The 22,174-nt window shown below is 74.8% G+C and carries 19 protein-coding genes; 10 read left to right on the forward strand and 9 right to left on the reverse strand.

The features are described 5' to 3' along the window. Positions 1-253 precede the first annotated feature (253 nt). Entirely contained in the window at positions 254-2,020 is a 1,767-nt protein-coding gene (gene arc / locus ACYVGT_RS10925; protein ID WP_460856716.1) for a proteasome ATPase, read from the reverse strand. A 372-nt stretch (positions 2,021-2,392) separates the two neighbouring features. Beyond that, positions 2,393-3,367 carry a tRNA (adenine-N1)-methyltransferase gene (locus tag ACYVGT_RS10930; RefSeq protein ID WP_460856718.1) on the reverse strand — a complete coding sequence of 325 codons (975 nt, stop codon included), beginning with the start codon at positions 3,365-3,367 and terminating at the stop codon, positions 2,393-2,395. A gap of 270 nt (positions 3,368-3,637) precedes the next feature. Here ACYVGT_RS10930 and ppgK point away from each other — a divergent pair, with 270 nt between their 5' ends. Then, positions 3,638-4,480: a polyphosphate--glucose phosphotransferase gene (gene ppgK / locus ACYVGT_RS10935; RefSeq protein ID WP_460856721.1), complete on the forward strand. Its 843-nt coding sequence runs from the start codon at positions 3,638-3,640 to the stop codon at positions 4,478-4,480. A gap of 376 nt (positions 4,481-4,856) precedes the next feature. Here the strand turns inward: ppgK and ACYVGT_RS10940 are convergent, their stop codons facing one another. Then, positions 4,857-5,246 (reverse strand): hypothetical protein, encoded by a 390-nt coding sequence (locus ACYVGT_RS10940; protein WP_460856724.1) that lies wholly within the window; start codon positions 5,244-5,246, stop codon positions 4,857-4,859. A gap of 196 nt (positions 5,247-5,442) precedes the next feature. On the opposite strand from ACYVGT_RS10940, the gene ACYVGT_RS10945 reads away from it, so the two are divergent. Together ACYVGT_RS10945 and ACYVGT_RS10950 are read left to right on the forward strand one after the other, a co-directional pair. Continuing rightward, on the forward strand, positions 5,443-6,732 hold the full coding sequence (locus ACYVGT_RS10945; protein ID WP_460856727.1) for a helix-turn-helix domain-containing protein: 1,290 nt from the start codon (positions 5,443-5,445) through the stop codon (positions 6,730-6,732). A gap of 188 nt (positions 6,733-6,920) precedes the next feature. Beyond that, positions 6,921-7,394: a hypothetical protein gene (locus tag ACYVGT_RS10950; RefSeq protein ID WP_460856730.1), complete on the forward strand. Its 474-nt coding sequence runs from the start codon at positions 6,921-6,923 to the stop codon at positions 7,392-7,394. 444 nt (positions 7,395-7,838) lie between these two features. On the opposite strand, the gene ACYVGT_RS10955 is transcribed toward ACYVGT_RS10950, so the two are convergent. After that, positions 7,839-8,924, reverse strand: coding sequence for a site-2 protease family protein (locus ACYVGT_RS10955; RefSeq protein ID WP_460856847.1), 1,086 nt, complete (start codon positions 8,922-8,924; stop codon positions 7,839-7,841). Between the two features lie 154 nt (positions 8,925-9,078). Here ACYVGT_RS10955 and ACYVGT_RS10960 point away from each other — a divergent pair, with 154 nt between their 5' ends. The 4 genes from ACYVGT_RS10960 (at position 9,079) to ACYVGT_RS10975 (ending at position 14,261) form a co-directional block, all read left to right on the forward strand. After that, positions 9,079-9,909 carry a RecB family exonuclease gene (locus tag ACYVGT_RS10960; protein ID WP_460856733.1) on the forward strand — a complete coding sequence of 277 codons (831 nt, stop codon included), beginning with the start codon at positions 9,079-9,081 and terminating at the stop codon, positions 9,907-9,909. 285 nt (positions 9,910-10,194) lie between these two features. Next, a complete protein-coding gene (locus ACYVGT_RS10965; protein ID WP_460856735.1) occupies positions 10,195-11,424 on the forward strand; it encodes a sensor histidine kinase in 1,230 nt (409 codons plus the stop codon). A 330-nt stretch (positions 11,425-11,754) separates the two neighbouring features. Continuing rightward, entirely contained in the window at positions 11,755-12,438 is a 684-nt protein-coding gene (locus ACYVGT_RS10970; protein ID WP_460856738.1) for a response regulator, read from the forward strand. 464 nt (positions 12,439-12,902) lie between these two features. Then, a complete protein-coding gene (locus tag ACYVGT_RS10975) occupies positions 12,903-14,261 on the forward strand; it encodes a threonine/serine exporter family protein (protein ID WP_460856849.1) in 1,359 nt (452 codons plus the stop codon). 748 nt (positions 14,262-15,009) lie between these two features. Here ACYVGT_RS10975 and ACYVGT_RS10980 read toward each other — a convergent pair. Genes ACYVGT_RS10980 through ACYVGT_RS10990 form a run of 3 tightly spaced genes read right to left on the reverse strand, consistent with a single transcriptional unit; the run spans position 15,010 to position 17,923 of the window. Then, positions 15,010-15,711: a LutC/YkgG family protein gene (locus tag ACYVGT_RS10980; RefSeq protein WP_460856740.1), complete on the reverse strand. Its 702-nt coding sequence runs from the start codon at positions 15,709-15,711 to the stop codon at positions 15,010-15,012. Between the two features lie 11 nt (positions 15,712-15,722). Further along, entirely contained in the window at positions 15,723-17,207 is a 1,485-nt protein-coding gene (locus ACYVGT_RS10985) for an LUD domain-containing protein (RefSeq protein ID WP_460856743.1), read from the reverse strand. Further along, entirely contained in the window at positions 17,204-17,923 is a 720-nt protein-coding gene (locus ACYVGT_RS10990) for a (Fe-S)-binding protein (RefSeq protein WP_460856745.1), read from the reverse strand. Before ACYVGT_RS10990 ends, ACYVGT_RS10985 begins: the two co-directional genes overlap by 4 nt. A 1,247-nt stretch (positions 17,924-19,170) precedes the next feature. On the opposite strand from ACYVGT_RS10990, the gene ACYVGT_RS10995 reads away from it, so the two are divergent. The 3 genes from ACYVGT_RS10995 (at position 19,171) to ACYVGT_RS11005 (ending at position 20,894) form a co-directional block, all read left to right on the forward strand. Next, the gene (locus tag ACYVGT_RS10995) at positions 19,171-19,725 is read left to right on the forward strand and encodes a YciI family protein (protein ID WP_460856747.1); all 555 of its coding nucleotides are present in this window, start codon (positions 19,171-19,173) and stop codon (positions 19,723-19,725) included. 49 nt (positions 19,726-19,774) lie between these two features. Beyond that, positions 19,775-20,482, forward strand: a complete 708-nt coding sequence (locus tag ACYVGT_RS11000) for an endonuclease V (protein WP_460856749.1) — start codon at positions 19,775-19,777, stop codon at positions 20,480-20,482. Between the two features lie 217 nt (positions 20,483-20,699). Next, entirely contained in the window at positions 20,700-20,894 is a 195-nt protein-coding gene (locus ACYVGT_RS11005) for a DUF5999 family protein (protein WP_460856751.1), read from the forward strand. A gap of 125 nt (positions 20,895-21,019) precedes the next feature. On the opposite strand, the gene ACYVGT_RS11010 is transcribed toward ACYVGT_RS11005, so the two are convergent. Further along, a complete protein-coding gene (locus ACYVGT_RS11010; protein ID WP_460856753.1) occupies positions 21,020-21,646 on the reverse strand; it encodes an alpha/beta hydrolase family protein in 627 nt (208 codons plus the stop codon). An 87-nt stretch (positions 21,647-21,733) separates the two neighbouring features. Next, a complete protein-coding gene (locus ACYVGT_RS11015) occupies positions 21,734-22,120 on the reverse strand; it encodes an SdpI family protein (protein ID WP_460856755.1) in 387 nt (128 codons plus the stop codon). Between the last annotated feature and the right edge of the window lie 54 nt (positions 22,121-22,174).

Below are 22,174 nucleotides of genomic sequence, written 5' to 3' on the forward strand. Positions count from 1 at the left end.
TGCGCCCGGAAACCGGTCTCGGAATTGCCCGGAACGGGGGTGGTACTCCGCCGGCAGTCCCCGCACGGAATTGCGGCGCGCGATTCTCCGACGGCAGCCCGGGGCACCGCAGTTCCACCGCGGAAAACACCGCATTACCGGACTATTCTGCGCAATTCCCGGACTGGCCGGAAAGTCCCCCGTACAAACCAGCCCCGGCCCGCTGGAACGCGCGGAGCGCGTCCAGCGGGCCGGGGCTGTGACTGCCTGCGGCCTAGAGGTACTGGCCGGTGTTGGCGACCGTGTCGATGGAGCGGCCGGAGTCGGCGCCCTTCTTGCCGGAGACGAGCGTGCGGATGTAGACGATCCGCTCGCCCTTCTTGCCGGAGATGCGGGCCCAGTCGTCCGGGTTGGTGGTGTTGGGCAGGTCCTCGTTCTCGGAGAACTCGTCGACGCAGGCCTGCATAAGGTGGGAGACCCGGATGCCCTTGGAGGTGTTGTCGATGAAGTCCTTGATGGCCATCTTCTTGGCCCGGTCGACGATGTTCTGGATCATCGCGCCGGAGTTGAAGTCCTTGAAGAACAGGACCTCCTTGTCACCGTTGGCGTAGGTGACCTCCAGGAAGCGGTTCTCCTCGGACTCGGTGTACATCCGCTCCACGACCCGCTGGATCATGGCGTCCACCGTGGCCCGGCTGGACCCGCCGTGCTCGGCGAGGTCGTCCTCGTGCAGCGGGAGGGCGTCGGTGATGTACTTGGAGAAGATGTCGCGGGCCGCTTCGGCGTCGGGCCGCTCGATCTTGATCTTGACGTCCAGCCGGCCGGGCCGCAGGATCGCCGGGTCGATCATGTCCTCGCGGTTGGAGGCGCCGATGACGATGACGTTCTCCAGCCCCTCCACCCCGTCGATCTCGCTGAGCAGCTGCGGAACGATGGTGTTCTCCACGTCGCTGGAGACGCCCGAGCCGCGGGTGCGGAAGATCGAGTCCATCTCGTCGAAGAACACGATCACCGGCGTGCCCTCGCCGGCCTTCTCCCGGGCCCGCTGGAACACCAGGCGGATGTGCCGCTCGGTCTCGCCGACGTACTTGTTGAGGAGCTCCGGCCCCTTGATGTTGAGGAAGAAGCTCTTGCCGACGTCCTGGCCGGTGCGCTCGGCGACCTGCTGGGCCAGCGAGTTCGCCACCGCCTTGGCGATGAGCGTCTTGCCGCAGCCCGGCGGGCCGTACAGCAGCACGCCCTTGGGCGGCCGCAGCTGGTGCTCGTAGAAGAGGTCCTTGTGCAGGTAGGGCAGCTCCACCGCGTCGCGGATCTGCTCGATCTGCCCGCCCAGGCCGCCGATGTCGGTGTAGGCGATGTCGGGGACCTCTTCGAGGATGAGCTCCTCGACCTCGGACTTGGGGATCCGCTCGTAGACATAGCCCGAGCGGGACTCCAGCAGCAGCGAGTCGCCGGGCCGGATGGCCTGGTCGAGCAGCGGTGCCGCCAACCGGACGATGCGCTCCTCGTCGTGGTTGGAGATGACGAGGGCGCGGTCGCCGTCGAGCACCTCCTTGAGGAGCACGAGTTCGCCCACCGTCTCGAAGGACTGCGCTTCGACGACGTTGAACGCCTCGTTGAGCATGACCTCCTGGCCCGGGCTCAGCGCATCGACGTCGACCGATGGGCTGACGTTGACCCGCATCTTGCGCCCGTTGGTGAAGATCTCGACGGTCTCGTCCTCGCGGGAACCGAGGTACACGCCGAACCCGGAGGGCGGCTGCGCGAGGCGGTCGACCTCCTCCTTCAGGGCGACGATCTGGTCGCGCGCCTCCTTCAGCGTCGAGGCCAGACGCTCGTTCTGGCCGTTGACCGCCGCGAGGTTGGACTGCGCCTCGCGAAGGCGCTCTTCCAGCAAGCGCACATGGCGGGGGGAATCGGCGAGCTTGCGCCGGACTACGCTGAGCTCCTTTTCCAAATAGGAGACCTGAGCGGTGAGCTCTTCGACTTCTCGGTCGCGCTCCGACCGGCGCTCGTCGTCGCGTTCGGCCACGTCCGCCACCTCCTATAAGAGGACGACTACTCGGGAGCCTACCTACCCATGGACTATTCCTAACCTCTACACGGCCGCCAGTGTCGGGGGACTCACTTTTCGATCTTGTAAAACCCCTGTTCAACCTAGACAATGACGACACTGCGTAATGAGAACGTAACGTTACCGGGCGGCCAGGTCCGGCCGCGCGCCGAGAACCGGCCCCGCTGCGGCGATGCAGCGCCGCCGGGGCCGGCCGTCCGGTCCGTCCGGGAGCCGGGAATCGGCACCGCTGAAACACCGGCCGGAAAGCAGAAAGCGAGGCCGGTGCAGAGATCGGCTCCGCACCGGCCCCGCCGCGCCGTTCGGGGCCCCTTCAGATGGCGCCGTTCAGCAGGCGGCTCAGCCCTGGCCGCCCTCCGCGGGGGCAGCCTCCTCGGCGGCGCCGCTGCCGGCCGGGGCGCCGCCCGCAGCGGCGCTGTCCGCCGTGCCGCCCTGCGCGCTCTGCCACTCGGCCCCGTAGGCGCCCTTGGCCGGGCGGCGGCGGCGCTCCGGGACCCGCGCGTCGTCGGCGAGCCGGCGCGCCGTCACCAGGAAGCCGGTGTGGCCGATCATCCGGTGGTCCGGGCGCACCGCCAGGCCCTCCACGTGCCAGTTGCGCACCATGGTCTCCCAGGCGTGCGGCTCGTAGAAGGAGCCGTGCCCGCGCAGCTCCTCCACCACCCGGGACAGCTGGGTGGTGGTGGCGACGTAGGCGCAGATCAGACCGCCGGGGATGAGAGCGCTGGCCGCGGCCGGGATGCACTCCCAGGGGGCGAGCATGTCGAGGACGATCCGGTCCACCTCGGTCGGCGCACCGGGTTCGGCCAGCTTCTCGTTGAGGTCGCCGACCGCCAGCTCCCAGGTGTCGGGCACCGCCCCGAAGTAGCGCTCGACGTTCTTGCGGGCGATCTCGGCGAAGTCGTCGCGCCGCTCGAAGGAGTAGAGGCGGCCGTGCTCGCCGAGGGCGCGCAGCATCCAGGAGGACAGCGAGCCCGAGCCGGCGCCCGCCTCGATCACCCGCGCGCCGGGGAAGATGTCGGCCTGGGCGAGGATCTGCGCCGCGTCCTTGGGGTAGACGATGGTGGCGCCGCGCTTCATCGACAGCGTGAAGTCCAGCAGGAGCGGGCGCAGCGCGACGTAGGCGGTACCGGAGGTCGCCTGCACGACACTGCCCTCGGGGCGGCCGATGAGGTCGTCGTGGTCGAGGCGCCCGCGGTGGGTGTGGAACGACGACCCGGACTTCAGGGTGATGGTGTGCATCCGGCCCTTGGGGTCGGTGAGCTGCACGGTGTCGCCGTCGTCGAAGGGTCCTCGGCGGCCATGGATGCCGGTCACTGGCGCTCGTCTCTCCGGGTCGTGGTCACAGTGCCGGCGCGCAGCCGGCGGATCGGTTGCGCGCACCGCACGGGCGGATCCCGGCAGGGCGCCGCAGCGCCGCGGAGTCCAGGGGAGGGGGTGCGCGACCGCCCAGCGTATCCGTCCAGGACAGCCCGGGCGTAATCGGCGCCGGGCGGGGCATCTGGACTGTGCAGCGGCGGCTGCAGCGGCAGTGGCGTCGGCAGCGGCGCGTCCGGGAGCGGGCGCGCCGGCATGAGGAGGATCCGGATGGCGAACAGCAGCCCCCAGGCGGCAGCGACCGGAGCGGCGCCGCCGCCGGCCCGGCGGGCAGAGCCCGCGCACGGCGCGGGCCTGGGCGTCGACATCGGCGGCAGCGGCATCAAGGGCGCCCCGGTGGATCTCGCAACCGGCGCGTTCTGCACTGACCGCACCAAGATCGCGACGCCGCAGCCGTCGACCCCCGACGCCGTCGCGGACGTGGTGGCGCGGATCGTGGCCGAGGCAGCACCGCACGCCTCGCCGGGTGCTCCGATCGGCGTGACCTTCCCCGGGGTGCTGCACGGCGGGGCGGTGGGCACGGCGGCCAACGTCGACGCGTCCTGGGTCAGCGTCGACATCGAGCAGCTGCTGGGCGCGGCGACCGGACGGCAGGTGGCGGTGGTCAACGACGCCGATGCTGCGGCGGTGGCCGAGCACGCCTACGGTGCGGCGCGCGGCGTGCCCGGCGTCGTGCTGCTGACGACGCTGGGCACGGGCATCGGTACGGCGCTGATCGCCGACGGCACGCTGGTCCCCAACACGGAGTTCGGCCACCTGGAGATCGACGGGCACGACGCGGAGTCGCGGGCGTCATCGGCGGCACGGGAGCGCGACGGCCTCTCCTTCAAGCACTGGGCCCGCCACCGCCTGCAGCGCTACTACGACGAGGTGGAGAAGCTCCTCTCCCCCGACCTGATCGTCGTCGGCGGCGGCGTCAGCCGCAAGGCCGACCGCTTCCTCCCCCACCTCACCACGCGCGCCCCCATCGTCCCCGCCGCTCTGCGCAACTCCGCCGGAATCGCGGGCGCCGCGCTCCTTGCTGCCCGCCACCGCTCCACCATCGGCGCCTAGCCGCTCGGAGTAGCGGCCTCTGGTCCTTCGTTCGTTTCCGCGCACGCGCGCGCCGCGCGCGCGTGCGCGGAAGGCGGTGGTGCGCCCCGGCCCGCGGCGGGCGGGGGCCGAGTGTCCGCCCGGCCGGGGCCGGCAAGGGGCAGCGCCCGGGCAGCAGCGGGACGCGTGTGCGCAGCGCGGATCCTCCGCGTCTGCAGCTGAAGCGGGGACGCGGGGCAGGCCCGCGCCCTCCACACACCGGGGAGGCGCGGAGGGCGCGGGCCCGTGGCGGCGCGCGGGCGGCATGAAGCGCACCGCGGGCGCTCGCCGGGAGGCGTCCGCCGGCCAGGACCGCGGACGCGCAGGTTCTCGGGACGGAGGGCGGGCCTCTGCCGACTCAGCCGATCCGGTCGGCGGCGCACTGGCGCTGCTCGGGCACCATGACTCCGGCGATGCGACGGGCGGCCGCGCCGACGTCGGCGGCCGGGGTGAGCGGCGTGTGCTGCAGCGCGCACCGCCGGGCGTTCGGGGCCTGCTCGTCCTCCCAGCGCAGCCACCAGTAGAGCCGGCCGCGGTGGGGGCGCAGTACTGCGCGCTGCGCCCGCAGCGCCCCCGCGGCCGCGGGCCGCAGCGGCCGCCGCGCCTCGACGACTCCGGTGCGGCCGTCGATGCGCGCCTCGAGGCCGTGCGAGCGGAGCTCCGCCGTCAGGCCGCTCAGCGCGCGGGCCCACACCGCGTCCGCGCCAGCCCGCGCGCGGCCGTCAAGCCGCTGACCGCTTCCGGTCATGCCTGATGCCCGGAATTCGGGCCCCTCCGCACTCATCCATCCTCCCGGCACCGTCGGAATCCCTGGCTGGCAGGGACTTCAGTCCCTTGACTGTGCCCGATCCGGGAGCGGAGCGATAGCGATATGCGTGCTACGCATAGCACCATTTCTCTCACACATAGCCACCAAGCCCAGGTGGTGACTCTAACCTAGGCTCATGCCCCAGCGAGACGGCGCACTGCCGCCGGAGTTCTGGACCCGCCCCGCCCTGGCGTCGGCCCTCGCGACCTGCGACATCCCCGCGATCGTCAACGAGGTCCGCAGCGCCCGGGGCTGGTCCCAGGGAGAGCTGGCCCGCGCGGTCGGCTATTCCCAGAGCTGGGTGTCGCGCGTGGTCAACGGCCAGCAGGCACTCACCATCGACCAGGTCCGCGACCTGGCCGGGCGTCTGGGCGTCCCGATCCACCTCCTCCGGTTCGGCGTCGCCGAACAGGACAAGGGGGTTGATCCCACGCGACGCAGGGAATTCGGGAAGGCCGTAACGGTCTCCGCGCTCACACTGCCGTTCACCTCCAGCGCCCCGCCCGCCCACTCCGGAATCCATGAGCAGACCGCTGCGACTCTGCGTGCGATCACCGGCGGCCAGCGGCGGCTGGACTCGTCCTCGCCGGCGCGCGACCTGGCCCGCGGCGCAATCGCGCACGTCGAGCTGTCCGGCCGCACACTCGCCCGCGCGCAGGAGACCCCGTTCGCGGCCGACGTGGCGGCGGCCGCCAGCGAGGCGGCCGGCTTCGCGGCCTGGCTGCACGCCGACATGGGCGACGCCGGCACCGCCCGCGCCTACTACCGCACGTCGGTTGAGCGGGCCCGGCACGCTGGCAGCCGCCTGCTCGACGTGTACATGCTGGGCAGCCTGGCCGCCTTCGAGATCGAAGCCGACGACCCCGCACTCGGCCTCTCCCTGGCCGGCGAGGCGGGGCGGCGCCTCGGCCCGGGGGCCCACCCCACCGCGATCGCCTGGCTGGCGTGTGTCCGGGCACTTGGCCACGCCGGGCTGAGCGCCGCCGCTGAGGCCGACCGCGAGATCGCGCTGGCGGAGCGCTCAGTGGAGCGCTCCGACAACGCCGAACCGCCGTGGCCGTGGGTGTTCGCCTTCGACCACGCCAAGGTCGCGGGCTACCGCGCGCTGGCGTCGGTGCGCCTGGCCCGCCCGCAGGACGCGCGCTCCGCCTTCGCCGAGGCGTTCTCCGGCACCCGCCCCGGCCCGAAGCAGGGCGCCATCCTCCAGGTGGAACTGGCCCGGGCGCACGCCGATGCCGGCGACGCCGACGAGGCCGTCCGCCTCGCCACCGACGCCCTCGACATCGGTGCGCGACTCAAGTCCGAGCGCGTCGTCGACCGGGTCCGCCGCTTCCGCCGCTCCGTACCGGCCCGCGGCGCGGGCTCCGAGGGCCTCGACCGGCGCCTCGCGGCCGTCCTCACCGGCGGCCTTCCGACCGAACTCTGATCCGACCGGGCCCGCCGCTCCCACCCTGCCCCGTCCTGGCACAGCCAGCCAGCGGAACGGCCGGCCTCCGCGCTGCAGCGCCCCGCCGCGGCGCGTATGGCCCCACCCACCTCGGGTATTTCCACGGCACCCCCGCCGCGGGGAGCCGTAGCACGAGCCGGACCTCCGGTCCGGAAGGGAGTACGACCGTGCCGCGCATCGCCGTCACCGGCCACCGTGGACTACCGGACGCCGCCCGCGGGCAGATCGATGCCGAACTCCGCACCCGGCTGGCGTCGGCCGCCGATCCGGTGGGGCTGTCCTGCCTCGCGGACGGCGCGGACGCCCTCTTCGCCCGCGCGCTGCTCGACGCGGGTGGCACGCTGGAGGCCGTCGTCCCAGCCGCGGAGTACCGCGACGGCCTGCCGGACGAGCACCTGCGCACCTACGACGAGCTCCTGCGCTCCGCCGCCGCCGTGCACCGGCTGCCGCAGGTGCGCTCAACGGCCCACGCCCATCTGGAGGCGGGCCGGTTCATGGTGGACCGCTGCGACGAAGTGGTGGCGGTGTGGGACGGCCGTCCCGCCCGCGGCCCCGGCGGCACGGCCGACATCGTCGCCTACGCCCGCTCCGCCGGCCGCCCGGTCACCGTCATCTGGCCCGAAGGGGCCCGGCGGCCCTGACGGAGTGCTCTGCCGCGCGCTCTGATTCCGGCAGCCACCCTAGTGCGCACCGCTGCCGGGCATCCACCCGCCAGGCTGGCGCTCCTGCGCGGGCGGCGGGCCTGGAGACAAGGCAGCGAACGCGCCCGCACCCGCGGCGGGGCAGCACCGCGGGAGACGCGGCGGGCGCCGAGCCGGTATCCCCGCGGCGGCGTCGGGCAGGCCGGGCGGCCCGCCTGCTGCCGACCGGGCGGCGTGCCGCAACTGCGCCGGAGCGGAGCGGACAGCCCGCGCCGGCCGCCCCGACTCCGCCCGGCACTCATTCCGCGGCCGCATGCGCTCAAGCGCGGGCGCAGGGGCGCCCGAGCCGCTGCATGCGGGCCGCGCATTCCCGGAGGGATCCGGCGGTGTGCGCGGCTCGCGCGGCTGCGGCCCGCACCGTCCGCGGCCCGGAGCACGGGCCGCTCAGGAGCGCGTGATGGCGTTGTTGACGTCGGACGTGCGGAGCACGCCGGCCAGCGAGCCGTCCGGGTCGACCAGGAGGTACTCGCCGGCGGGCGCGGCGCGCAGGGCCGCCAGCAGCTGCTCGCCCTGCAGATCGGCGCCGACGGCGGCGTCCGGGGCGAGGGAGCGCGCCACGTAGTCGACCGAGATCCAGGGCCGGCGCTCCTCCGGCACCGCGCGGGCAGCGTCGGCGTTGACGATGGACAGCGGCGTGCCGCCGGTGTCGGTCACCACGATCGCGCCCGCACCCACCGCATCCGCGCGCCGGTCGGCCTCGGCCAGCGGCGTTCCGGTGGGCACCTCGACCGCCGGGAGCGCCAGCGACCGGGCGCGGATCCGCGGGATGCGCTCACGGATCAGCGCGCTGCGCAGGGCGCTGCCGGCACCCACCCACATGAACCCGCCGAGCAGCAGCCCCAGCACGATCATGAACACGCCGGGCCGCTCGCCCACGGGCAGCGCGACCAGGAACGGCAGCGCGATCACACCGAGGGCGAGCAGCCGCCCGCCCCACGCGGCGACGACGGTTCCGGCGGTCGGGCGGCGGGTCAGCGCCCACACCGCCGCGCGCACCAGCTTGCCGCCGTCCAGCGGCAGGCCGGGCAGCAGGTTGAACACTCCGACCAGCAGGTTGGCGACGAACAGCTGCCAGATCAGCACACCGACGACGGTTGCCGGGTTCACCAGCAGGTAGGCCGCGCCGCCCACGGCGGCGAGCACGAGGGAGAGCAGCGGACCGGCGAAGGCGACGAGGAACTCGCGGCCCGGGGTGCGCGCCTCACCGCGCATCTCGGTCACCCCGCCGAGCATGAACAGGGTGATGCGCTCCACCGGGATGTCGAACCGGCGGGCGACGACGGCGTGCGCGAGTTCGTGCACGAGCACCGAGGCGTAGAGGAGGACGGCGAACACGAACGCGACCGCGTAGGAGGCCGGCCCCAGGTGGAGCACCGCCTCCACCATCGGCTCGTAGAGCAGCGTGATCACCGCGGCGATGACCAGCCACGACGGAGCCACGTAGACGGGGATGCCGAACGGGCGCCCCATGACCCAGCCGCGGCCGCCGCGGCCCCGGGCCGGCGCCGCCCCTCCGCCCTGGCCGCCGGACGCGGCAGAACCGCCCTCGCCTGTTTCGCGCTCATCCCTCACAAGCCCAGGCTATGCGGTGCCGGACGGAGCCCGGCGCGCCTATCGTGGGGGGATGCCTTCCGCCCACTCGGCGTCCCTCCCCGCCCTGTCGCCGTCCCGCGCCCAGGACTTCCTCCAGTGCCCGCTGCTCTACCGGTTCCGGGTGATCGACCGCCTGCCGGAGAAGCCCAGCAGCGCCGCGCTGCGCGGCACGCTGGTGCACGCGGTGCTGGAGCGGCTGTTCGAACTGCCTGCGGAGACCCGTACCCCGCGCACGGCGCACGCGCTGATCGCGCCGCAGTGGGAGAAGCTGCGCACCTCCCGGCCCGAGGTCGAGGAGCTGTTCGGCGAAGGCGGCGCGGAGGACCTCGACGCCTGGCTCACCAGCGCCCGCGGGCTGCTCGACACCTACTTCGAGCTGGAGCACCCGCACCGGCTGGAGCCGCGCGACCGCGAGCTGCGGATGGACGTCACGCTGCAGTCGGGGCTGCGGCTGCGCGGCTACGTGGACCGGATCGACGTGGCCCCCGGCGGGCAGATCCGGGTGGTCGACTACAAGACGGGGAAGTCGCCGCGCCCGCGGTTCGAGGACAAGGCCAAGTTCCAGATCTTCTTCTACGGCGTGATGCTCTGGCGCGAGCTGGGCGAGATCCCGGCCCGGCTTCAGCTCCTCTACCTGGGCGACGGCAGCGCCCGCTGGTACGACCCCACAGAGGAGGAGCTGCGCTCCGCCGAGGCGGAGATCCTCGGGATCGCCGAAGACATCGCCGCCACCGAGCGCTCCGGCGACTGGCGGCCGCGGCGCACCCCCCTCTGCGGCTGGTGCGACCACCAGGCCCACTGCCCCGAATTCGGCGGCACTCCGCCGCCCCTCCCCGCCGTTCCCGTCCGCGCCCAGCGCTGACTGCCGGCCCGCCACGCTCGGCTGCGGCGCTTCCGGCCCACAGCGCCAGCACCGCCGGCTCCCGGGCCGGCCCGGTCCGGGCGCCGCAGCGCCGCCGCGATCACCGCCTGCCGGTGCGCCTCCAACGCTCGGACCGGGACGGGCTCCCCGCCGCGGCGCCGGTCGGCGGCGCGGTGCGGCGGCGGGGCAGGCCGGTCCAGGTGCTTGGCCCTCGTTCCGCGGGATGAGGGCGGATCCGCCGGCGGGCGGTGCCGGCCTGCGCCGCGCGCGGCCTACCGTTGGCGTGTGAATGCGTCTGCACCCGCTGCCGCTGCACCACTGGGCGGCTCCGTGCCCGGCACGGACCGCCGGCGGGCACTACTCGGGGACGCTGCGCTGGCCGCCGGCCTCGCGGCCGTCAATTCGGCGAGCCTGCTCCAGCTCGCCCACCCGGACTCGCCGCAGGACCTCTGGGGCTGGGAGCTCGGCGGCCATCTCACCGGTGCGGGGCTGGCGCTGCTGCTGCTCCTGCGCCGCACCTGTCCGGTGCCGGTCGCCCTCGCCATGATGGCCGGCGGGCTCGCCGCGGAGTGGGCCGGCGCGTTCGCCTGGGCGGGCGCGTCGTTCGGCATCGTCGCGGCGGCGTACGCCGTGGGGCGCTGGATGCCATTGGCACGCAGCACCGCCGGCATCGCAGTCGTGCTGATCGCCGACACCGCCGCTCTTGCGGTCTCCGTCCAGCCCGCCGAAGGGCCGTGGTGGGGCCGCTACGCCTTCGCGCTGGGCACGCTGGCGGCGGCGTGGTGGCTGGGGCGGGTGGTGCGGAGCCGCGCATCGACGACGACCGAGCTGGCCGAGCGCGCGCAGCGGCTCGAACGCACCCGCGACGCGCAGATCCGGGCGGTGGTCGCCGAAGAGCGGTCCCGCATCGCCCGCGAGCTGCACGACGTGGTCGCCCACCACGTCAGCGTGATGACGGTGCAGGCGACCGCGGGCCGCAAGGTCATCGCCCGCCGCCCCGAGCGCGCCGAGCAGGCGCTCCAGGAGATCGAGCGCACCGGCCGGCAGACACTGGACGAGATGCGCCGCCTGGTGGGGGTGCTGCGCACCCCGGAAGACGGAATCGCCGGCCCGGATCGGGGACCGCAGCCCGGTGTCGACGACCTGGGCGCTCTGCTGGCGTCGGTGTGCGACGCAGGTGTCGCGGCGCGGCTACGGGTGACGGGGCCGGAGCGGCCGCTGCCGCCGCTGCAGGGTGTGACCGTGTACCGGCTGGTGCAGGAAGCGCTGACCAACGTGCTCAAGCACGGCGGCACGGGCACGGCGGCCGACGTGCACCTGTCCTATGAGCCCGACGCGCTCGTCGTGGAGGTCACCGACGACGGCGCCGGCACGGCCGCACCCGGCAGCGGAGGCGAAGGCCCCGGCCACGGCCTGCTCGGCATGCGCGAGCGGGCCGCGCTGTTCGGCGGCTCGCTCACCGCCGCTCCCGCACGCGGGGGCGGCTTCACGGTGCGGGCGCGGATCCCCTTCTGACGCATGCCCCCGGCCCCGCCGGCTGCGCTGCGCCGCGGGAGCGGCGGCAGCAGGGCCTCGCGAACGGCGGCCCGCGCACGGCGCGCCGCCGGCGGCCACCGCAGGTGAGGGCGGAGCACGCCGCGTTCGAACCAACCCGGCATGGGCCGGGACTCCCGTCCGGGCCCGGCCCTCCCCCGCCGCGGCGGCGGCCGCATCCGGCCGACCGGAGACTCCGCACAGCGCGGACCGGGGCGTTCAGCGGGCTCCGCGGGGCAGCGGGGACCGGTCCGGCGCCGCGCACGGCGTCCCGCTGCACGGCGCGGGACTGGAATCCGAAAGAATCGGGCTATGCCCATCCGCGTTCTGCTCGTCGACGACCAGCCCCTGCTCCGCACCGGATTCCGCCTCATCCTCGAGTCGGAGGACGACCTCGCCGTGGTCGGCGAAGCCTCCGACGGCCGCAGCGCAGCGGCGTCGGCGAAGCGGCTGCTCCCCGACGTGGTGCTGATGGACATCCGCATGCCCGGAGCCGACGGCATCGAGGCGACCCGGAGCATCCTCGACTGGGCCGGCACGTCCGGCCACCGCATGCGGGTGCTCGTCCTCACCACCTTCGACCTGGACGAGTACGTGGTCGAGGCTCTGCGCGCCGGCGCCAGCGGATTCCTGCTGAAAGACGTGCCGCCGGACGAACTGGCCAACGCGATCCGGGTCGTTGCCGACGGCGCCGCCATCGTCGCGCCCACCGTCACCCGCCGCCTGCTCGACCGGTTCGCCGCGCACCTGCCTTCGGCGCGGGAGACCGCCGACAGCGGGCTGGACCGGCTCACCGAGCGCGAGCAGGAAGTACTGCGCCACCTCGCCCGCGGCCGTTCCAACGCCGAGATCGCCGAGCGCCTGGTCGTCAGCGAGACGACGGTGAAGACGCACGTCGGCAACGTCCTCACCAAGCTGGGCCTGCGCGACCGCGTCCAGGCGGTCGTGTACGCCTACGAGACCGGTGTGGTCCGCCCGGGGCAGGACACCGACTGACGGCCGAGCCGGGCCGCGCGGACGCCGGCACTGCCGCGGCGCCCGTTCCGATCCGGCCGCACGGCGGGTCAGGAAAGGTTCAAGTCCCGCGCGTACCGGGGCCGCTCAGCCCGCTCCGGCGTCCAGGCTGGCACGATAGGCGCGGTGAGCGACCTCACCCGCTGTAACCGCGCGGGCAGGCCAACCCGCCCGCCCAGCACGGCGTCACATCCGTGACCGCCCGCGCCGCGCGGCCCGCCGGGCAACCCGCGCGGCCGCCCGGCGCCGCCGCGCAGAGCACGAGGGCCTTCCGGCGCGGCGCAGCGGCCACCCGCATCCACCAGACAGCGAGGCAGCGAGAAACGCCGATGGCCGACCACCCGCCGGAGGGTCCCGACCGCTCCGACCCCGACCGGGACGACTTCGAGGCCGACGACCCGATCCCGCTCACCCAGGACTTCGATGAGGAGAGCCTGCTCAGCAGGCTGCGCGACTGGAGTCCGGGCTCCGACGGCGCGGACGGCGACGACGACCCCGACGGACTGCCCGATCCGCGCGCCATCGACCTGGTGCTGCGCGTCGGCGAGCTCATGCTCGCCTCCGGCGAGAGCACGGAGGCCGTCAGCGAAGCGATGCTGAGCCTGTCGGTGGCTTTCGAGCTGCCGCGCACCGAGGTCTCGGTGACGTTCACGGTCATCTCGCTGTCCATCCACGCCGGCAGCGACACCCCGCCGATCACCGGCGAGCGCGTGGTGCGCCGCCGCAGCCTCGACTACTTCCGGGTGAACGAGCTGCACCGGCTGGTGCAGGACGCAGCGCTGGGCCTGACCGAGCTGGAGAGCTCCCTGGCCCGGCTGCAGCAGATCAAGCGCGCCCGGCCGCCCTACCCCAACTGGGGCGTCATCACCGGGTTCGGGCTCATCGCCTCCAGCGCGACGCTGATGATGGGCGGCGGGCCGATCGTGGGAACCGCGGCGTTCATCGCCACCGTGCTCGGCGACCGCGCCTCGGCGGCACTCGCCAACCGGGGCATCGCGGAGTTCTACCAGATGGCGGTGGCCTCGGCGCTCGCTTCGGCGATCGGCGTCGGGCTGCTGTTCGCCAGCTCCCAGCTCGACCTGGGGCTGCAGGCGGGCGCGATCATCACCGGCAACATCATGGCGCTGCTCCCGGGGCGGCCCCTGGTTTCCAGCCTGCAGGACGGCATCAGCGGCAGCTACGTGTCGGCGTCGGCGCGGCTGCTGGAGGTGTTCTTCACGCTGGGCGCGATCGTGTCCGGGGTCGGCGTGGTCGCCTACACGGCGGTCCGCCTGGGCATCGACATGGACATCGAGAACCTGCCCTCGGCCGGCACCGACATGGGACCGCTGGTGCTGATCGGCGCGGCCGGCATCGCGATGGCGTTCGCCGTTTCGCTGACGGTCCCGCCGCGCCTGCTGCCGGCGATCGGTGTGATGGGCGTCGTGATCTGGGTGATGTACGCGTCGGTGCGCGCGGTGTTCGACGCGCCGCCGGTGATCGGCGCCGCCACCGGCGCAGTGGTCATCGGCGTCATGGGCCACTGGTTCGCGCGGCGCACGCGCCGGCCGGTCCTGCCGTACGTGATCCCGGCGATCGCGCCGCTCCTGCCCGGCTCCATCCTCTACCGGGGCCTGCTGGAGATGACCATGGGCGAGGCGATGCAGGGCCTGCTGACGCTCACCGAGGCGGTCACCGTCGGCCTGGCCCTGGGTGCCGGCGTCAACCTCGGCGGCGAACTCGTCCGCGCCTTCCAGCGGGGCGGGCTCGCCGGCGCGGGCCGCCGCACCCGCCCCGCGGCGCGCCGTACCCGCGGCGGCATGTGACGGTCCGCTCCGTCCGGGTGCCGCTGCACGCCGGCGGCACCCGGTCAGGCCGCGGGCCGACCGGCGCGAAGGGCGGGCGCACGGCCCCTGCCCTCCACCGCCCGCCTCCACCGGCTGCACGGACCGGTGCGCCGGTGCGGGCGAGCAGGGCTTCCGCCGCCGGGCGCCCTCGGGAACCGCGCTCGGATACCGCCGTACCGGCCCCGCACACCGCTGCGCCGCTGCGCCGGCGCCCCGCGGCCGCAGGCAGAGGCGGACACGGCCGGTAGCGCACCGCGGGATACCGACGGTGCCCGGGCCGTCCGCGGCGGGCGGCGCCGTGCCGCGTCCCCGTCCGGCCCCGCCCGCGCGGCAGCGGCGCGGGCAGCACCCGCGACCGCCGCCGCCTCTGCTCCAGCGGGGCCGCCCTGCCCCGGCGGATGAGGCCGCAGGCGGCTCCCGCGCGGCGACCTCGCTCCGGCAGCACACGTCACTGCGCTGCCGGCCGTCCGCACCGCCTCGGTCTGCCCGAGCCGCCGAAGCGGCATGCCCGCCCTCCCGCCGGGACCGCCGCCCGCTCCCGGCGCCGCAGCGCGCTGCTCCCCCGCGTGTCCCGGCTCCCGCGGAGCCGCCTGCCCCGGTCGCCCATCCGTCCCGCGGCGCCGCGCGCCGGCCACCGGACCGCCGCACCGCTGGGACGCTGGCGGACCGCCGCCCTGCCGCGCCGCCAGGGCGACGCGCAGCCGGACGGCCGGCCGCCGAACACGCCCTAGTCGACCAGCACCACGTCGATGCGGCGGGGGCCGTGCACCGGGCCGGCCGGGACGCCGTCGACGGCGGTGGATTCGGTGGTGCCGGTGAGCCAGGTGGTGGGCCGCGCCGGGTCGAGGGCGGCGAGGGCCGCAGCCATGTCCGCCACGACCTGGCCGGACTCCACCACGCACACGTGGTAGGGCGGCAGGGCGGCCAGGCGCCGCGGCCCCTGGCCGACACCGCCGTCGAACACGAGGGTTCCGGTGTCGGCGACCGCAAGCGCGCAGCGGGTCACCGAGGCGCCCACCCCGTCGAGGGCGCGTACGGACAGCGGGGCGCGGGGCGGGTCGTCGCGCATCGCCCACACGCCGTCGAGGTCGGAGAGCCACCGGGCCGGCAGTCCGGCCGGCACCGCGACCCGGCGCACCCCGCGCGCCCACAGCGCCGACGCGATCACCCGGGGCAGGTCGTCGACGCCGCTGACGTGCTGCACCCCGACGCCGACCGCTGCCAGCCGCTCGCCGAACAGCTCCTCCAGCGGGCGGCCGCGCCCGCCCCCTTCTGCCGGCTCCGCGAAGCCGGCATCAGAGGGGCCGCCGCCCGCCTGGCTTCCGGCGGCGCCGGAGTCCGGCCCCGCATCCGCCGCTTCGCCCGCCACCACCGCGGCCTGGCGGACCCGCGCCAGGATCTCCTCGCGCGCCGCATCGCCGCTGCCCATCCGCGCCCCCTTCACGCGCCGCCGCCGGACCACCAGTCGCGGAACGACCGGCGCGGCGGTTCCGGCAGGTCGCGCGCATCGGTCCACCGGCCGAGCAGGCCCGGCAGGCGGCGGATCCGGCCGTCGCGCGCGCCGAGCACCGCCCACCGCCGGACCGTGCCCAGCGCCCTGCGGTAGCGGCGCGCGTCGGAGAGCACCCATTCGGCGCTCTGCGCGGCGACCCGCTCCGGCGGCGGCACCGGGTCGGCACGCCGCTCGTCGACCACCTGCGCCCGCAACTCCAGCAGCACCGACGGGATGTCCACGCCCACCGGGCAGACCTGCGTGCAGGCGCCGCACAGCGTCGATGCGAACGGCAGCGAGGCCTCACGGGCGGCGCGCGTGCCGCGCAGCTGCGGCACCAGTGCCGCGCCGATCGGACCGGAGTGCACCGATCCATAGGGCCCGTCGCCGACCTTCTCGTAGACCGGGCAGACGTCCTTGCACGCACTGCACTGGATGCACTGCAGCGCCTGGCGCCCGGTGCGGTCGGCCAGGGCGCGGGTGCGCCCCCCGTCGACGAGGACGACGTGCACGGCATCCGGCCCGTCGCCGGCCGCGACACCGGTCCAGGTAGACAGCGCGGGCGGCATCGGAGCTCCGGTCGCCGACCGCGCCCACGCCCGGGCCAGCACGGCCAAGTCGCTCCAGGACGCCACCACCTTGTCGATTCCGGCGACGGTGACCAGGGTGCGCGGCAGCGCGGCCCCCAGGCGCACGTTGCCTTCGCTCTCCAGGACAGCGACGCTGCCGGAATCGGCGACCAGCGCATTGGCCCCGGTGAGCGCCGCCTCGGCTTCCAGCAGGGCCTCGCGCAGGTAGTCGCGGGCCGCACCAACCAGCGCCGCCGGCTCGGCCGGCAGGCCTGCGGGCGCTCCGGGCAGCCGGGCCGCGAGTGCGGCGCGGGCGCGCGCCCGCCCGTGGCCGCGGGCGGTGCTTGCGGTGTCGGACGCCTCCGCGACAAGGTCGCCCACCGATGTCGGGCAGGTCGGCACCCCTGCGCCGTGCAGCGCGGCAGCGATACCGAGCTCGCCGAGAGTGGCGGAGGAGGCGCGCGCGACGGCCGCGGCGGGCGGCGCGCCGCGGCCGGTGCCGGTCGCGGCGAGGAGGCGGGCCACCGTGCGGCCCGCCTCATCGGCGTCCCGCGCCCAGTGCACGGTCGCTCCGGCCGCCGCGGCGTTCTTCTCGAAGGCGAGGAGGTGCCGCTCCAGGTCGGCCAGCGCGGCACGCCGCACGGCGGTGGCGCGGCGGCGCAGACCGTCCCAGTCGGGTTCGGCTGCGCGGCCGCGGGCGGCAGAGTCCCGCCGGCTCTGGGCCGCAGCAGAGCGGGACCGGCGGGCGTCGGTATCGGCCAGTGCGGACCGGGCGGTGTCGGCGAACCGCGGCGGTCCGTGCGGCGTCCGCCGGGCCCGCGCACCACCGAGGGCGCGCAGCACTCCGCTGAACGGGCGGTTCACCGCGGCGCCCCGGCGGGCGCCGGCGCCGTGGCGGCGAGGATCTCGGCGATGTGCACCGTGCGGGCACCACTGCGCAGCCGGGAGAGGGCCCCGCCGATCTGCATGCGGCAGGCGTCATCGTCGGAGCAGACGACATCGGCGCCGCTCTCCCCGATGCGGCGCACCGCGTCGGAGGCGAGGGCAACCGAGGTGTCGGCGTTCTTCCAGGCGAAGGTGCCGCCGAAGCCGCAGCACTGCGGTCCGGGCAGTTCCACCAGGTCGATGCCGCGCACGGCGCGCAGCAGCCGCAGCGGCCGGTCACCGCCGCCGGCCGCCTGGCAGGTCGGGTGGTAGGCGACGCGGTGCGGGAAGGCGGCGCCGACGTCGGTCACACCCAGCACGTCGGTGAGGAACTCGGTGAGCTCGGCGACCCGCGGCACGTCCCCGATACGCGGATCGCGCCGGGCCAGTTCGGGGTAGCGGGTGCCGACCATCGCAGCGCAGGAGGCTGACGGCGTGACCACGGTGTCGCAGTCGGCGAAGACCCCGGTGAACCGGGCGGCCAGCGCAGCGGCCTCGCGCCGATAGCCGGAGGCGTGGTGGGCCTGGCCGCAGCAGGTCTGGCCGGGCGGGTAGACGACGGTGCAGCCGAGCCGCCGCAGCAGGCGCACGGCGGCACGCCCGGTGTCCGGGTAGAGGGCGTCCGTGACGCACGCGATGAACAGTCCGACCCGCAATCGCCCTCCCGACAGCGCCCGCGCGCCCCCGCGGCCGCTCCAGCCGCCCCCGGCCCGCAGCGACATCCGACACACGACGATCGACATACTAAACACGGCGATTCCCGCGCCGCAGGGGTTCCAGCCGGAATCCGCCCCGATCCGGACGGGCCTTCCGCGGCTGCTGGTGGAGCGGCAAGGTCCACGGCGGGAGGACAAGGCCGGCTTCGCCGACAGATTCTCCCCCTGTCCCGCCACTTCGAAGTCGGCGCATGACCAGGGGCGCTGATGCTCGCCGGGCTCGGACGGCTGAGACCGCAGGCTCCCGCTTCTCGGCAGCCGGCCAACCGATGGCCATTGCGTCGGGCAAGCGCAATAGCGGCAGCAACGGCGAGCCTGGACAGAGGGCTCGGGCTGGTCGGCCGGGTGGCGGGCTGGTCGCGGAGCGCGGGTGGGGGGCAAATTCCATTAAACGGACGCCGCAATGGGGGCCCTGCAAACCCGGACCGAGCAGGAGACACCCTCCCCCCTATGGACCCTGTACGCAGAACCCAATTCCGCGCCACGCTGAACTTCACAAACTCGGGGTCACACAGTGTGGCGATGTCCGATTTCCGCACACCCACCTTTTCCGCGGCCAGGCCGGCGAAAAGGCGCGAGTCGTGACGCCGAATTGGGCACTTTGGGTGATGTGAGGCAGCAGTGATCTGGCCATCCCCCGAAAACGAACGCGCCGCGCTCCTGCGCGTGGGCCCCAAACCGGACACCCGCGCCCCGCCGGTGACTGACGCCCGGTTTCGACCCGCATGTCGCCACGCAGAGTGAAAATAGCCCGGTGAAGTGAGCCGCGGAAGGATCACGCCTCTCGATTCCGCGGGGATTTGCCGCTGGAAAGGTGGCAGTTGCGGCGCCGATTGGGTGTTACCAAGGGTTCGCGAGCCGCCCGCCCGCGCCCGGCCGCCGCCCGAGGGCCCGGACACCGCTGCCGTCGCTGCCGTCTTCGGCTTGTCCGACGCACTGAACGCCGGGAAGCGGGCTGCAGAGGTGCGGGAGCCTTCGGTCTGGTCCACCCCGCTCCGCGAACAGCAGAATCACTGGTCGCACCGCGATCCCGAAGCGGCGGGGCAGAGCAGGAGAAGCTCCCGGCGAAGCCGCCCTTCCCTTGGCGCGTTACGTCCCACCCGCGACTAGCTCGCCGCCCGGCCGGCCGCCCCGAGGCACCTCAGCGCCCGGAGGCGTCCTTGCCTTGGCGCGTATAGTCTCCCGCCATGCTCTTCTACGTCCGCGCCGTCGACCGTCCAGGAACCGGGGATGCTTTGGAGGCGCTCTCAGAAGAGCACCAGGTTTTCATGGACAGCTACGCCGACCGGCTGGTGTTGCGCGGACCGACGGAGTCGGCGGACGGCGCTGAGCACACTGGGAGTGTGCACGTTGTCGACGTCGACGGCCGTGCCGATGCGGAGCGCTTCGCCACCGAGGAGCCGTTCTGGCAAGCGGGCCTCTACCGGGACCTCGCTATCCGCAGGACCGACGTGCTGCTCGACCGCGGGCGCGAAGATCCGGCGTCCCTTCTCGCCCTGGCATCCGCGACGTGGCCGCACGGTCATCGCACTGCTGCGGCGGTCGGAGAGGTTCTCGGGGAAGCCCCCGACCACCGGATACGGTTCGCTGCCGCCCTCCTCGATGACGCTGGAACCGAGGCGGACGGAGTCGTCTTTGTCGTCTCCGCGCCGACAGACGAGGCTCGAGCCCTCATCGCGTCCCTCGCCGACGGTGCCGACGTCACTGCCGACCGGTGGCGGCGCGGCGGCAGGGACGCCTAGTGAAGTCCTCTGGATGGATCAGCAGCGCACCCATGCGAGGATCGCCCGTGTGAACGAGCCTTCCGCACCCGATGCCCTCGACCCCGGGGACCCCGCGCTGTGGCCGGAGGAGCCGGCAGCAGCCGAGGAGCTGCAGGTGAGGCTTGCGGCGCGGGTGGCCGAGGAGGAGCTCGATGCCGGCGCCGTGCGGACGGCCGCCGGGCTCGATGTCACCTACGACGACGCGGCCGGGCGCCTGGTGGCGGCCGCCGTCGTCCTCGCGCTGCCCGGCTTGGAGGTCGTCGACTCGGCCACGGCCGCCGCGGAGCCCGGGTTCGCCTATGTGCCCGGCCTGTTCGCGTTCCGGGAGCTGCCGCCGCTGCTCACCGCGGTTGAGCGGCTCACGGTCACACCCGACGTCTTCGTCTGCGACGGGTTCGGCATCGCCCATCCGCGCCGGTTCGGGCTGGCCAGCCATCTCGGCGTGCTGCTGGACCGGCCCGCGATCGGTGTCGCGAAGTCGCGGTTCACCGGCAGCGCGGACGAACCGGGCGCCGAGCGCGGCGCGTGGACACCCCTCGTCGACTCCGGCGCCACCGTCGGCCGGGCCGTGCGGACCCGGGCCGGCGTCAAGCCCGTCTACGTCTCGGTCGGCCACCGCGCGGACCTCGCCGGCGCCACCGCGCTCACGCTGCGCCTCACTCCGCGCTACCGGCTCCCGGAGACGGTGCGCCGCGCCGACCGGCTCTCCCGCGACGCGCTCGCCGGCAGCCGCTGACGCGCGGCCCCCGCCCCGGCCGGCTCCCGGTTCCGGGGCCGCGGGACCGCGAAGAACCGGCCGTCCGGATGCGGCCATCCGGGTGGCCGGGTCGATCCATACGCTCGCACTCCGCGTCGGATTATGCGAGAACGCACACAAGGGTGTGGTCCAGCCCACTATGGTTCCCTCGGGGCCGCGGTTCGGCCCCGCACGCACACCAGACCGGAGGCGCGCCATGTGCCGACACGAGAACCAGTGCCCGACCTACGACGCCATGGACCGCGAAGCGGCCCGCGTTGTCGCCGAGCACCCCGAGCAGGGCTGGAGCCTGCTCTGCAACGGGGTCGTCCTGTTCGAGGACACCGGTGAGCTCCTTCCCGACGGCCGTACCGTCGCTCCCCATCGCCCGTCGGTGGCCTCGGCGGCCTGAGACCGCAGTCGACGAGGGCCACAGCCTCGCCAGCTGGAGCGGCCCGTGCCCGCGGGGCATCCCCGGCGGGCACACCCATCCCCGGAGCGGCCGATTCTTCCGGGGGGCGGCGCCCGCCGCCACCGTCAGCGCGGCGGGAACCGTTCGGCGAGCCATCCGGCCACGGCCGAAGCGACCGCCGCCGGATCGCGGGCCAGATCGTGCCGCTCCCCCGGCAGCACCACGACCGTCTCGGCGTCGCCCGCATCGGGCACCCCGAACGGGTCGCGGTCGCCGTTGACCACCAGTACCGGTACGCCCGCGCCGCGCAGCTCCGCGGCGCGCGACCGCTCCGGCTTCTTCGGCGGATGCTCGGGGAACGCGAGGCAGACCACCGCGGCCGCACCCAGCCCCCGCGCCGTCCGGCAGGCCACCCGGGCCCCGTTGGAGCGCCCGGCCAGCACCAGCGGCGGGCCGCTCCCGGTCCCGGCACCGGTCTCCGCGCACAGCTCACGGATCAGCACCGACCATGCCTCGTCCTGCGGCCCGGTCGCGGCGCCCGGCATCGCCCGGCCCGCGACCCGGTAGGGCTGCGTCACCAGTGCGACGGCCCCACCGCCGGCCAGGACAGCGGCCCGCACCGCGTCGATGTCGGCCGCATCCACGCCGCCTCCCGCTCCGTGTGTGACGGCCAGCAGCAGCCGCGGCTCGCCCTCCGGCTGCTCCACCGTGACGCGGCCCGGCCCCTTGGCGGTCTCGATCTCCAGGTCCATGCCCCCAACCTAGGGCGTCGGCCCCGGCCCGCCGCACCTGCGGCACGGCGGCGCCGCACCGCGCTCGGAGCGCCGGCGGAGGCGGGGCTAGCCGCCGTCCGGCGCCGCTTCTGCGCCGGCCCTGCGCCCAGCCCGGACAGCGCCGATACCGCCCAATGCCGCCGCCGCGGCAACCGCACCCGCCAGGATCGCCGCCTGCACATCGGCCCTGCCGCCGAGAAGGACGGCCGGGATGCCGAGGAACGCTGCGGCGGCCCCGGCGATCATCCACCCGGCAGCGGCCCGGTGCACCGCGTACCACGCGCGGTCGCTGCTCTGCGCGGCCTTGGTGCGGATCCCGACGAGTTCGTTGGGCGCCAGCCGGCCCGAGCGTCCGAGCAGCCCGACCGCCAGCATCGTCCCACCGACCGCGAGCAGCGCTCCGACCGCTCCGATCAGCCCGCCCGCGTCCATGGCGGGAACCGCGCTTCCCACTGCCTCTCCCCCATCAGCCGCCTCGGCGCCACTGCGCCCGCCGCGGCGTTCCCC

Source organism: Nocardiopsis coralliicola, assembly GCF_054779695.1.

What these genes read in the sequence shown, in the direction of transcription:
- ACYVGT_RS11005 (WP_460856751.1), top strand. Translation starts at nt 20,700, where the DNA reads ATGTGCCGACACGAGAACCAGTGCCCGACCTACGACGCCATGGACCGC.
- ACYVGT_RS10970 (WP_460856738.1), top strand. Translation starts at nt 11,755, where the DNA reads ATGCCCATCCGCGTTCTGCTCGTCGACGACCAGCCCCTGCTCCGCACC.
- ACYVGT_RS10995 (WP_460856747.1), top strand. Translation starts at nt 19,171, where the DNA reads ATGCTCTTCTACGTCCGCGCCGTCGACCGTCCAGGAACCGGGGATGCT.
- ppgK (WP_460856721.1), top strand. Translation starts at nt 3,638, where the DNA reads ATGGCGAACAGCAGCCCCCAGGCGGCAGCGACCGGAGCGGCGCCGCCG.
- ACYVGT_RS10945 (WP_460856727.1), top strand. Translation starts at nt 5,443, where the DNA reads ATGCCCCAGCGAGACGGCGCACTGCCGCCGGAGTTCTGGACCCGCCCC.
- ACYVGT_RS10980 (WP_460856740.1), bottom strand. Translation starts at nt 15,711, where the DNA reads ATGGGCAGCGGCGATGCGGCGCGCGAGGAGATCCTGGCGCGGGTCCGC.
- ACYVGT_RS10940 (WP_460856724.1), bottom strand. Translation starts at nt 5,246, where the DNA reads ATGACCGGAAGCGGTCAGCGGCTTGACGGCCGCGCGCGGGCTGGCGCG.
- ACYVGT_RS11010 (WP_460856753.1), bottom strand. Translation starts at nt 21,646, where the DNA reads ATGGACCTGGAGATCGAGACCGCCAAGGGGCCGGGCCGCGTCACGGTG.
- ACYVGT_RS10955 (WP_460856847.1), bottom strand. Translation starts at nt 8,924, where the DNA reads ATGGGGCGCCCGTTCGGCATCCCCGTCTACGTGGCTCCGTCGTGGCTG.
- ACYVGT_RS10960 (WP_460856733.1), top strand. Translation starts at nt 9,079, where the DNA reads ATGCCTTCCGCCCACTCGGCGTCCCTCCCCGCCCTGTCGCCGTCCCGC.